The organism is Nonlabens sp. (assembly GCF_965657255.1).
GTDB lineage: Bacteria > Bacteroidota > Bacteroidia > Flavobacteriales > Flavobacteriaceae > Nonlabens.
This window is the reverse complement of sequence record NZ_CBFHNM010000007.1, coordinates 129,192-141,874: the sequence shown is the minus strand read 5'-3', so window position 1 is coordinate 141,874 and position 12,683 is coordinate 129,192. Positions and strand designations below refer to the sequence as shown.

Annotated in this window: 12 protein-coding genes; 7 read left to right on the top strand and 5 right to left on the bottom strand. The window is 33.3% G+C overall.

Annotated features, from left to right (window positions below):
• Positions 1-69: 69 nt before the first annotated feature.
• The 7 genes from ACTF54_RS09725 to ACTF54_RS09695 all read left to right on the top strand — a co-directional run bounded on the left by ACTF54_RS09725 (position 70) and on the right by ACTF54_RS09695 (position 7,948).
• On the top strand, positions 70-2,841 hold the full coding sequence (locus ACTF54_RS09725) for an outer membrane beta-barrel protein (RefSeq protein ID WP_347197463.1): 2,772 nt from the start codon (positions 70-72) through the stop codon (positions 2,839-2,841).
• Between the two features lie 250 nt (positions 2,842-3,091).
• Positions 3,092-3,550: a toxin-antitoxin system YwqK family antitoxin gene (locus ACTF54_RS09720; RefSeq protein WP_347197462.1), complete on the top strand. Its 459-nt coding sequence runs from the start codon at positions 3,092-3,094 to the stop codon at positions 3,548-3,550.
• Between the two features lie 79 nt (positions 3,551-3,629).
• Positions 3,630-4,322 (top strand): glycosyltransferase family 2 protein, encoded by a 693-nt coding sequence (locus ACTF54_RS09715; RefSeq protein ID WP_347197495.1) that lies wholly within the window; start codon positions 3,630-3,632, stop codon positions 4,320-4,322.
• Positions 4,319-5,806 (top strand): cellulose synthase family protein, encoded by a 1,488-nt coding sequence (locus ACTF54_RS09710; RefSeq protein WP_438969243.1) that lies wholly within the window; start codon positions 4,319-4,321, stop codon positions 5,804-5,806. The genes ACTF54_RS09715 and ACTF54_RS09710 overlap by 4 nt, the downstream gene beginning before the upstream one ends.
• Complete coding sequence (locus tag ACTF54_RS09705) at positions 5,806-7,197, top strand: glycosyltransferase 87 family protein (protein ID WP_438969242.1); 1,392 nt, start codon at positions 5,806-5,808, stop codon at positions 7,195-7,197. The genes ACTF54_RS09710 and ACTF54_RS09705 overlap by 1 nt, the downstream gene beginning before the upstream one ends.
• A 296-nt stretch (positions 7,198-7,493) precedes the next feature.
• Entirely contained in the window at positions 7,494-7,832 is a 339-nt protein-coding gene (locus tag ACTF54_RS09700; protein WP_438969241.1) for a hypothetical protein, read from the top strand.
• Positions 7,823-7,948, top strand: a complete 126-nt coding sequence (locus ACTF54_RS09695) for a peptidoglycan-binding domain-containing protein (protein WP_438969264.1) — start codon at positions 7,823-7,825, stop codon at positions 7,946-7,948. Before ACTF54_RS09700 ends, ACTF54_RS09695 begins: the two co-directional genes overlap by 10 nt.
• 16 nt (positions 7,949-7,964) lie before the next feature.
• Here the strand turns inward: ACTF54_RS09695 and ACTF54_RS09690 are convergent, their stop codons facing one another.
• From ACTF54_RS09690 to ACTF54_RS09670, 5 genes are all read right to left on the bottom strand, one after another.
• Complete coding sequence (locus ACTF54_RS09690) at positions 7,965-8,624, bottom strand: hypothetical protein (protein WP_347197458.1); 660 nt, start codon at positions 8,622-8,624, stop codon at positions 7,965-7,967.
• A 38-nt stretch (positions 8,625-8,662) separates the two neighbouring features.
• Positions 8,663-10,189, bottom strand: a complete 1,527-nt coding sequence (locus tag ACTF54_RS09685; protein WP_347197494.1) for a bifunctional GNAT family N-acetyltransferase/carbon-nitrogen hydrolase family protein — start codon at positions 10,187-10,189, stop codon at positions 8,663-8,665.
• 177 nt (positions 10,190-10,366) lie between these two features.
• Positions 10,367-11,041: a hypothetical protein gene (locus ACTF54_RS09680; protein ID WP_347197457.1), complete on the bottom strand. Its 675-nt coding sequence runs from the start codon at positions 11,039-11,041 to the stop codon at positions 10,367-10,369.
• 48 nt (positions 11,042-11,089) lie between these two features.
• Complete coding sequence (locus tag ACTF54_RS09675; protein WP_438969240.1) at positions 11,090-11,701, bottom strand: hypothetical protein; 612 nt, start codon at positions 11,699-11,701, stop codon at positions 11,090-11,092.
• A gap of 5 nt (positions 11,702-11,706) precedes the next feature.
• The gene (locus ACTF54_RS09670; protein WP_438969239.1) at positions 11,707-12,675 is read right to left on the bottom strand and encodes a deoxyhypusine synthase family protein; all 969 of its coding nucleotides are present in this window, start codon (positions 12,673-12,675) and stop codon (positions 11,707-11,709) included.
• Between the last annotated feature and the right edge of the window lie 8 nt (positions 12,676-12,683).

Sequence of the window (12,683 nt, the reverse complement as noted above, 5' to 3'; positions counted from 1 at the left end):
ATAAAATTTTCCCGATAACATTGCGTTTATCTTAGGTTAATTAAAGCCAACTGATTAAAACCAGCCTCTATGCGTTTATTTCTCGCTACTATTTTTATAATGGCATTTTCCTGTACGTTACAAGCCCAGCAGTTTAGTATCAAAGGAATCGTACAAGACTCCATCACAAATGAGAAACTCTTAAGTGCTACTATTTATATGGAAAGCGTTAAAGATTCTACTCTTATAGCATATTCTATCACTGATGCAGAAGGTATTTTTAATCTAACAGGAAATACAGGCTATGAAAAAGTCTCCTTCATCGCTTCTTTTCAGGGGTATAAAAACTATACTAAAACTTTTAACCTGAATAATGGAAGAGATATTGATTTAGGTGTCATAAGCCTAAGTAGTGATATAGAATCTCTTAATAGTATAGTGGTTAAAGCTCGTAAAGCACCTATAACTGTTAAAAAAGACACCCTTGAATTTAATGCAAAATCGTTTAATACTAAAGCAGATGCAACTTTAGAAGATGTCATGAAAGAATTGCCTGGTGTTAAGGTGGATAAAGATGGGAAGATTACAGTAAATGGAAAGGAAGTTTCAAAAATTTTAGTGAATGGCAAAGAGTTCTTTGGCGATGATCCACAAATAGCGTTGAAAAACTTACCCAAGGAAATTATTGATAAAATTCAAGTTACAGAATCAAAGACTGATGCCCAAAAAGCTACTGGAGAGGCTGGTGATGCAAACGCGAGTGAAATAAATATTACCATAGATGAAGATAAAAATAAGGGATGGTTCTCTAGACTAACTGCTGGTGCAGGTACTGATGATCGTTATTCTACTAGTGGAATTGTAAATTACTTTAATAACGATTTTAAATTAAGTGTTTTAGGCAGCAGCAACAACATTAATAGTCCAGGATTTTCTTTTGACGAAATTTATGACGCGATGGGAAGTAGCGCTTATTCTATTTCTAGAAGTAGTAATGGAAGTTTTGGAATCAATGGACAAAATTTTGGAGGTAGCGGCGGTATTACTTCTAGCGATAGTGCTGGATTAAATATGTCTAATGATTGGGGTAATACTGTAAGTGCATCATTAAATTATTTTTATGGTGGTAACGATACAGAGTCTGCTTCTGATAGTCGCAGAGAAACCTTCCTTCCCGATAGAACATTTGTCACTGAAAGCTCTAATCGAGGCAATAGAAATGGTGACAGCCACAGAATAAGTGGACGCATAGAAGTAAAGCCAGATACACTAACATCCTTTAATGTTAGACCTAATATAAATCTGTCTAGTAACTTCAGTAACAACACCAGTGCTTCCACTTCAAGCAATGATAGTGGAGATATTATCAATGACGTGAGTACTTCTTCCGTTTCAGATTCAGATAATCAATCCCTAGCTGCAAATTTTTATTTTTCTAGAAGAACTCAAGAAAAAGGAACTTATTTTGGATTCTATGGAAATGTAAATAGAAATAAAAATGATTCTCAAAGTGACTTTAATAGTACACGTATCACTTTTGATGATATAGGAAACCCAGAAACTCCGGTAATTCAGGATCAACTGATTAATAACAACACAGAAAGAAACAGCCTTTCTTTTACTCCTTATCTTAATAAAAAGTTGACAGACGCATTAGGCTTATCAGTTAATTATAATGTAGAGTCTGGTAATGAAGAAAATACGAGAAGTATATTTGATCGTGATGGGTCTGGAAACTTAGTATTTAATAATACGCTTAGTAATGATTATGAAGTAAAAAACACACAACAAAGACCTAGCCTAGGTTTGCGATATAATAAAGGTGATTTAAGGCTTGATGTGAGTGCAGGGATTATACATCAAACCTTAGAAAGTGAAGATGTGTTGCTTAATACAAGTTTTGATAAAGAATTTACGGATCCTTATTTAAGAGCTTATATCAACTATAAGTTCGGAAAATTTGGTAGAATGTATATCAACTATAGCAATAGTATTAATATACCTAGTGTACGACAATTGCAGCCTGTGGAAGATAGAACAAATCCTCAAAACATAATTATAGGAAATCCTGATCTGGATGCTAGTCAAAGGCACAATGTTTACTTTAATCTTAGTAAGTACGATTGGGAACAAGGATCTGGATTTTATTCTGGTGGTGGTTTTACATATACAGATAATAGTGTTGCGGCAATCACGACTACAGACGATGATTTGATAAGAACAACTACATACACAAATATCGATGGAGAGTACAATGGTTATCTATACACCAGTTATTCAAAAACATGGAAGAAGGATGATCGATCTATAGGATTTGATTTTGGGATAGATGGAAATATTTCTTTGAACAAAGGTTTTACAAATGAAGTAGCTTTTCAGTCAGAAAGCTACAGTTTTACACCAGAGCTTACTTTTGAATATTCTTTACAAGATTACATTGATGTAGAATTAGAATATGCGATTAGTGCAAATAGAACACAATTTGATATTGAAAGTATAACAGATCAAGAATTTGTTAATCATAGAGCAGCGATTGATATAACAACATCATGGCCAGAGCATGTTATTTTAGGAATAAGAGGTGAGTACAACAAATTCGGTAATATAACTGGTGATTTTGATGACGATTCTTTTGTGTTAATAGGTAGTTTAGGATATAAATTCCTTAAAGATAAAGCTACAGTAAAACTTAAGGCTTATGATATTTTAAATCAAATTATTGATACCAGACGTTCTATTACACAAGATTTTGTCGCAGACACGAGTAGCCTGGTATTACAACAATACTTTATGCTTAGTTTTACCTACAAATTATCAAAATTTGGCGGAAAAGATCCTAATGATAATGATAACGGTTTTTAATTTATTTAATTAGAAAGTCATCTTTATTAAGTCCGCTTTCGCGAAAGCGGAACTATAAAACATCTCATCTATACTTCAACTAGAACTGCCTTATATTAAACTTTTTCAACGATAAGGTTATACTTCCCTTTCTATAGTAAATAGTTCCTAGATATATCACCCTAAGAGCTGATGTGATTAAAATGTGATTAATTTCAATGTTCTTTGAAAAAAGTCAAAAAGCTGATCATGAAATATATAGGGTTTTTCAATGCTGGTGATAGTACATCTATCTATTTTTAATGAGGATAAAGAATACGTTAAAGATTTTGATAATAGTATTTTAATTAGTGAAGGATGGATGGTCGATGGACAGAAAAATGTTTACTGGAAGTTTTACATCGATGGCAGTGTTTATTCACAAGGTCATTTTAAAAATGATAAAAAAGACGGATACTGGTATTTCTATGATGCAGATCAATTAAAAAGTGAGGGCTATTTCAAGAATAATCTGAAACAAAGTTGGTGTACTTTTCATAACTACAACTCTTATAGAATGGTGAAAAGACAATATGAAAATGATAAAATTTCTGGATATGTTTTGTATTATAAGCGTTCCAGTCTTTCTAAAGTGACAGAGTATAAGGCAAATAGTAAAGTGGGTGAATGGACTAGTTATGGGAGATTTAAAACGGCACATCCAGGTTTTTCATTAAATAATATAAGGTAATAATGTACTCGATTCATGTAAACATGCCAGCGATAATTCTTAAATTGCTCCACTTTTCAAAATCTCTATTCTGATTCATATTCCCACCATAAGAGTTATCATTCCTGCCTATAATGAGGCAGATTCAATACCGCTAGTCATAAGAGATATTCCTTCTTTAGTAAAAGAAATAATTGTGTGTAGTAATAACTCTACAGATGCAACTGTAAGAAATGCTAGAAACGCAGGTGCAACCGTTGTAGAAGAATCTATTCCAGGATATGGAAATGCCTGTCTTAAAGCAATGCGGTACGTGGCAAGTTTAAATGATTCTACAGATATTATCGTATTCCTAGATGGTGATTATAGCGATTATCCAGAACAACTTACAGAATTAGTGTCACCTATAATTAAAGATGATTTTGATTTTGTTGTAGGAGCAAGAGTAAAAAAGCTTAGAGAGTCAGGCTCTATGACTGTACCACAGGTTTTCGGCAACTGGTTAGCTACGTCTTTAATGAGACTTTTTTTTAATTCTCGATTCACAGATTTAGGTCCTTTTAGAGCAATTAAATACGACAAACTTTTAGAGTTAGAAATGATGGATCGTACATATGGCTGGACAGTAGAAATGCAACTTAAAGTCCTTAAAAAAGGATATAAATACAAGGAAATTCCTATGAAATATAGGAATAGAATTGGTGTTTCAAAAGTCTCAGGTACAATTAAAGGTGCTATCTTTGCAGGTGTTAAAATTTTAACATGGATATTCAAATACGGTTTTAAGAAATGACTTTAGTGTGGATTTGCATAGTGGTTTACTCCATATCGCTTATATTAATATTGTTCTATGCATTTGCGCAGCTCAATCTATTATTCAATTACATTAAGGCCCAAAAAGCTGTAGATGACTCTCCATTATTAGATCTTGACAATTTAAATGAAGTTCCTTATGTGACTATTCAACTGCCTGTTTTTAATGAGGCTTATGTGATGGATAGATTACTAGATAATATTATCCTGTTAGATTATCCTAGAGAAAAATTAGAAATTCAAGTGCTAGACGATTCTACAGACGAAACTGTAGAAACTACCGCTGCTCATGTAAAAAGACTTGCAGCAAAAGGACTAGATATTTTACATATCACAAGAACTGATCGCAGTGGATACAAGGCTGGTGCTTTAAAAGAAGGTCTGAAAATTGCCAAAGGCGATTTGATAGCCATCTTTGATGCTGATTTTTTACCACATGCTGACTGGTTGTATAAAACCATACCTTACTTCAAAGATCCTGAAATAGGAGTAGTGCAAACCAGATGGGCACATCTTAATCGTGATCATTCTATTCTGACTCAAATACAAGCGTTTGCTTTAGATGCACATTTTACGTTAGAACAAGTAGGTCGCAATTCTAAAGGACATTTTATTAATTTTAATGGTACTGCAGGAGTATGGCGTAAAGAAACTATATACGACGCAGGAAACTGGGAAGGTGATACCTTAACAGAAGATCTAGATTTAAGTTACAGAGCTCAATTAAAAAACTGGAAGTTTAAATACTTAGAGCACGTTACCACACCGGCAGAGCTTCCTATAATTATTAGTGCGGCACGTTCACAACAATTTAGATGGAATAAAGGTGGAGCAGAGAATTTTAGAAAAATGTTCAAAAGAGTTATATCGTCTGATATGTCTTTTAAGTCAAAACTTCATGGAGTTTTACATTTATTAAATAGTACCATGTTCCTTAATGTTTTAGTAGTAGGTGTTCTTAGTATTCCTATGTTATATATTAAAAACACGTACGCTCATTTGCATGATTATTTTTATGTCATGAGCTTCTTTGTGGTTAGTTCTATTATATTTTTTCTCTGTTATTGGTACATGTATAAAAAAACTTATGGCAGTGGTTTTAAGAACTTTATATCTTACATAGGCATGTTTTTCACATTTTTTTCTATAGCCATGGGATTTTCTTTTCATAACTCGATTGCAGTCTTAGAAGGTCATGCAGGAAAACGAAGTGAATTTGTTAGAACTCCTAAGTTTAATCTGAAGGCAGTAGGTGGCAACTGGAAAGCAAATAAATATTTACTCAAGAAAATAAGTCCGCATGTAATTATTGAAGGAATCTTGATGCTTTACTTTGCATTTGGTATGTACAGTGCTTTTATTGTAGGTGATCAAGGTGGTGATTTTGGACTTTTCCCTTTTCACTTAATGTTATTTATAGGTTTTGGATTTGTCTTTTTGCGTAGTATTACAGAAAAGCAATAATGAAAAATAAGCTAGGTAATATTTTAGGTATTATCAGTTTAATAAGCATTGTATTATATGCTGTTTTTTTCTCGCTTCCGCGGAAGCAATTTTCAGAAACACTTCTCGTTTACAGTTTACTTTTCTTAGGCCTTTACTTTTTTTATAAATTTACCGTAAGTGCTTTTCAACAGAATTTTAGATTCTTTCCTTACAAATGGAGCACGCGATTTTTTGAATCGGATTCCTTGCTTTTTATTTTTATTGCAGGTCTATCTTTTAGATTGACACTCTTAACTTACACTCCTAATCTTTCCCAGGATTTTTTCCGGTTTATCTGGGATGGCCATCAACTATTAAATGGATTTAATCCTTACTTATATTTACCTGATAATGTGATTAAAAATGATTTTTCACATATACCTAATGCAACTTTGTTACATGCAAATATGGGTGCGCTTTCCAGTAGTAACTATACTAATTATCCACCTTTTAATCAATTACTCTTTGCTATAGCAGCCTTTTTAGGTGGTAAAAGTATCACAGCGACTATCATATGGATGCGTATTCTTGTAATTGCGGCAGAGATAGGAATTTTTATCTACGGAATTAAATTACTCCAACTTTTAGGCAAACCACCATATTTGATATTACTTTATTTTTTAAATCCGTTTGTGATTATAGAGCTTACTGGTAATTTACATTTTGAAGGTGTTATGGCCTTTTTAATGTTATTGTCTGTTTACTTCTTACTAAAATCAAATTACATCAAAGGAGCTTTGTTTTTAGGATATGGTATTTTACTAAAGTTATTGCCAGTTATTGCGTTACCTCTTTTGATAAGAAGGCTGTGGTGTAGAAAAGCAATAGTATTTTATCTAGTAGTAAGTGTGGTTGTAATTTCAGGATTCTTACCTTTTTTTAGTGTAGAATTGATGGATAAGTATTCAAATTCTGTCGGACTTTGGTTTGGTAATTTTGAATTTAATGCGAGTGTTTATTATATCGTAAGAGCCATAGGTTACGAAATTACTGGATATAACATTATAGAAACCGCTGGTAAAGTATTACCTATAATTACATTTTTAATCATTATCAGTATTTCTCTTTTCCGCAAGAATGAATTGCCAGAGGTGCTGTTAACTAGTATTTTATTTTCATATTTTGTGTACTTAATACTTTCCACAACTGTACATCCTTGGTATCTTACTATTCCATTATTATTTTCTGTATTTACTAAATACCGTTTCATGTTGGTATGGAGTTGTACCGTTTTCTTAAGTTATTATACGTACTCAAATTCAGCATTTCAAGAGAATCCATGGTTAATAGGCGTTGAGTATTTAATAGTTTTAGGATACTTGCTTTTTGAAGTTTTCAAAAAGAACAATTCGAGAGTATTATACGAGTGAAAACGTCAAAAGAATCAAAATACTATCATTAAGACTTTCGTTTTGGTAATAATTATTAGATTCTATTCTTTATAAAGGTTGATTATCTTTGAAAAATTAAACAACAATGAAACAAATCATCATATTTATATTGGTATAGATTTCTAGACTTTGTAGCTTGCGATTTTTACAAATATGGGCGATGATTTCAAGCGCCTAATTATGAATATGAAACGACTCATGAAGTTGATCTCAACTATCATGATCAGTCTATAGTCTGGGATTATGAAGAAGCCATTCAAGATGTAAACAGCTTTGTGAAACAACAATGGACTACAAATGATATCGATGTGCGTATGCCAGAGGAGAATGATTTAGAAACCAATCAAGCGGTAAATATTTATTCAAAAAAGCTAGCTAAAATCAATTATTTAGAAAAGAAGTTGATTCAGTCTGCTCAAATGAAAAAGGAAGGAGCTACTAATGATCAAATAAAAGCCAAGGAAAACAATACTACGATTCCTGACCAAAAGGATTCATTACAAACCGTGCCGGCACTGCTAGAATTGTATAAAAATCAAATTAGCATAAGTAAAAATATAGGTTCAAAAAGTGCATTGATATATGAAATTCGCAAGGTTATGCTATTCCTTTAGATGGTGTTTTTGCTCAAATTACAAGCACAGCACTTGCTGACTTTGAATCAAAAAACAATCTTTATCCTGATGGTAAAATAGATATTCTCTCTTTTAATGCTTTGATGAGGCGATAAAAATATCGTTGTAAAATTAGTAGCATCCTTGATTATATCTTAAGATATAATTTTTCACATCATCTTTTTTAAACCTACGTTGATCTCTTATTTCTTTTACTAATTCTAGGCAGTCTGGCATTAATTTATGTGCTTCTTTTTGTAAAAATCGAGCTTGAGACTTAGTGGATTTTAGAAGGGTGCCCTCTAAGGTTACATACAAATATCTAGAACTGGAAAAAGTATACTTATCTGACGCTGTTCCTGATCCGCCTATAAAGGGATTAGGATTTGGTGTAAACTCTTTTTTAGTAGCTTTAAATTGGTATCCATAGTACGATAAATCACCTTTGATAATTTCGTGTGCAAAGTACCATTTATCCTTACCCTTACTTTTTAAATTGATAGGTACAATTATAAAACGCTCCTCTTGATGAACATATTCCCCATCTTCCTTGAACTCTTCACTAATAAGTAAATCAACAATTATATAGTCGATTTCTTCTGGCATAATGATTTTTTTTGGTAAATCGCTTGCAACTTCAAGCGCTATGGGTCGATTTGCTCCGTTGGGAATTTTTGCTAGTCCATAGACTTCTTCTCCAGTTATTAACCCTATTGCAATTTGAGTCTCATAGATCTGAGAATAGCTATTCATAGCGATAATCATAAACAAGAATAGACAAATATTTTTCATGTAGATATGGTCAATTTATAAATGCTAAATTACAAATTTCACTTTCTTTTTACCTCATATAAATCAGTTCTACGATCTTTTAAATTTTTTACAGCTCCATGATTATGAAGTTCCTTTAAAAGGTCCAAATTCACATCTGCAACAAGGATCATTTCTGTATTTGCTGTGGCTTCTGCTTTGATACCATTAGATGGAAAAGCAAAATCACATGGTGTAAAAACCGCACTTTGTGCATAAGAAATATCCATGTTTTCTACTGCGGGCAAATTACCAACACTACCAGCTATTGCCACGTAACATTCGTTTTCTACGGCACGTGCTTGACAGCATAGTTTTACTCGTGCAAATGCATTTTGAGTATCTGTTAAAAATGGAACAAAAAGCATTTGCATACCATCTTTTGCCATAATGCGACTCAATTCTGGGAACTCGCTGTCGTAACAAATTAAGATTCCTATTTTGCCACAATCGGTATCAAAAGTTTGTATGTTTTTACCACCTTGCAATCCCCATACTTTTTGCTCGTCTGGTGTTACGTGAATTTTTTCGTATCGCTCTATAGTTCCATCACGGCGACATAAATTCCCTATGTTATACAATTGTCCATCAATTATTTCAGGCATAGAACCTGTGATAATGTTAATGTTGTATTTGATGGAAAGTTCAGAAAATCGCTCTCTGATCATTACTGTGTATTTTGCTAATTCACGTATAGCCTGACTCACGCTAGAATCGTTATAAGCTGCCATAAGTGGAGCGTTAAAATACTCAGGGAATAAAGCAAAATCTGCTCTATAAGCCGCGAGACTATCAACAAAGTATTCTACTTGTTGCATCAGTTCTTCAAAACCAGCATATGGACGCATTTGCCATTGTACTATGCCTAATCGTACCGTACTTTTAAGCGCAACGGTCTCAGTAATTGGTTTTGTATAATAAATATTATCCCATTCTAATAAAACAGCAAACTCCATGGATGCAGCATCACCATCTAGATAATTTTTAAGAACTCTAGAAACGTGAAAATCATTTGACAACTGAAAATTGAGAACAGAATCTGTAATTTCTTTATTACGCACTTTTTCAATATACTCCTTAGGCGTCATTTCACTCGCGTGATTATGGTAATTAGGAATTCTACCACCAAATGCGATTCCTCTCAAATTCAAATTCTCACACAATTCCTTACGATAATCATATAAACGGCGGCCCAATCGCATACCGCGGTATTGAGGTTTAATAAAGACTTCAATCCCATAAAGTACGTCGCCATCATCATCATGAGTAGTGAATTTATAGTTACCAGTTACTTGCTCATAAGTATATTGACCGCTGAAATCTTCATACTTCACAACAATTGTTAAAGCACAAGCAACTATTTCCTCATTTACTTTAAGCACAACTTGTCCTTCTGGAAATTTGTCTATTAACGTTTTTATCTGATCCTTTTTCCAGTAAGAATCTGGTAAATTAGAATAAGAGTCGATCATGGCATGTTTCAATTCTTCATAATCTTTAAGTTGTAAAAACTCAAGATTCAAATTGTCAATTTTATTCATATTCATATCGCTCATAATACGGTTACTTTTTTATTAATATAAACAGATACATTCTTGAACCTGTTTTAATATTGTTAATTTACAAAATAGAAAAACCTGTAAACCGCTATTTGTCCAGCAACTTACAGGTTTGTTTTGTGTTCCGCTTTCGCGAAAGCGGAATCATTCCCTCTTTCTTCCTATCTAACCACAGTTTTCATTATAAAGCTCCACAATTTCTTTTAGATCAGATTTTTTTAATTCTTTTGCTTCTACTTTAGTCACTACACTTGGACAACTTTTGAAATATTCAGCAGCTCTTTTTTTGAATGCTTTAGAAAGGCTTACCTGATTAATTAAGGTTGCTTGTTCATTATTTTTCTGAACGTAAAATTCATTATGACTCATCCAGAAGTTATGATACATAGGTATGTTAGTACCTGCTTGTGACATAGGGCCTATGGATCCTTGTGCATTCACACTTCTTCCATACAAGGAAACAGTCCCGATTACTATTTCTTCCATAAAGCATGCTACGTCTTTTTTTCTTTTCTTTTTATATACCACGGGAACATATTTAGCAATTCTAGTTTTTTCTACTCTCTTGCCGTCTATTTTCTCTTTATAAGTTATATTAAATGAAATCTCTTTAACATTTTTTATATCATGCTTGGTCTTTTTTCCACCTTTCTCTTTTCTAAACTTTACGCGTTCTTTGAATTTGACTAAAGATCCAATGCCCTTATTTTGCATAGGAATTTGCGCTTCTCCTGTTAAAACGGTTCCGTTTTTTAAAGTAACTACTGCATCGGTCCAAGTATATTGACTGTAACCCATTGTAGCGATGAATAAAACGATAAAGAATAATTTAATGTTCATAAGTATATTTATTAATTCGCTTTCGCGAAAGCGAATTTTCAATGATTTTTAATCGCAACCATTGTTATATCTCACAAAATACTCTAGTACATCATCATCGCTAAATCTCTTTTGTTTTGATAACTCGTTAAGTAATTTTGGACAGTCACTCATAAGATTGGGTGCTTGCTTTTTTAAATGGTAAGCATGTTTTACCAAAAACTTGAGAGGTTCTACTCCTTCTTTAAAAATGTATAGGACGATAAACTCGCCATCTGCAATCCCATAATTCTCATATTCATGACTGCGGTAGACCGTAATTTTACCTTTGGTAATCTCTTCTACTAAACGCTTGTCTTCTGACTCTGGATCGTCCTGATAAAAGACAAATTTTCTTTTTAGGTTTCTTTTTTCTTTTCTGCCTTTAATTTTCAGACTTTCGCTCGTATAAAAAATTACAGAATCTACTTCTTCGTTGGTGATTTTAATTACTTCTTTAGTTTCCCTATTCTTAAGCCTCATGTACACAGACCAGATTCCTGCTCTTACAGGGATTTTAGACTTGGTTGTCATTACCATCTTTTCTCCAGACTTTTGATAAATGATCGCCTTAGAGTTTTTAGGTATTTGGCCGTTTAGTGAAAAGCTAAAGAGTATTAGAAAACAAAGTAGAATTCTCATCAAGTTTACATTTCTAATAAATAGGCAAAAACCAATGGAGCAACAATCGTCGCATCGCTTTCTATAATGAATTTAGGAGTGTCTTTGTCTAATTTTCCCCAAGTGATTTTTTCATTAGGAACAGCTCCAGAATAACTTCCATAACTAGTAGTCGAATCAGATATCTGGCAGAAATAACTCCAGAATGGCGTGTCTGTACGTTCCATATCTTGATATAACATAGGCACTACACAAATAGGGAAATCACCAGCAATTCCACCACCTATCTGGAAAAAGCCTACGCCATTTTTACTGTTTTCTGTGTACCAATCGGCTAGAAAGCCCATATACTCGATACCACTTTTAACGGTACTTGCTTTAAGCTCACCTTTCATTACATAACTAGCAAAAATATTTCCCATCGTACTGTCTTCCCATCCAGGACATACAATAGGTAAATTTGCTTTTGCAGCTGCATACATCCATGAATTTTCAATTGGGATTTCATAATGCTGTTCTAAAACACCGCTCAATAATAACTTGTACATGTATTCGTGAGGAAAATAACGTTCACCTTTAGCCTCTGCATCTTTCCATATTTTTACAATATGCTCTTGTATACGTCTAAAAGCTTCTTCTTCTGGAATACAGGTGTCTGTAACTCTATTTAACCCTTGCTCTAATAAATCCCATTCGTCTTGAGCCGTAAGATCACGATATTCAGGAATTCTTTTATAATGGCTGTGAGCAACAAGATTCATCACATCTTCTTCAAGATTTGCTCCTGTACAGGAAATGAATTGCACTTTGTCCTTGCGTATCATCTCGCCAAAGATCTTTCCGATCTCTGCAGTACTCATTGCACCAGCAAGTGAAACAAGCATTTTAGATCCTTGGTTGAGTTGTGCTTCATAACCCTTTGCAGCGTCTACAAGTGCAGCACTGTTAAAGTGTAAAAAGTAATTTTCTATGAAATCTGTTATTGGTTTTCCCATGGTGTTTT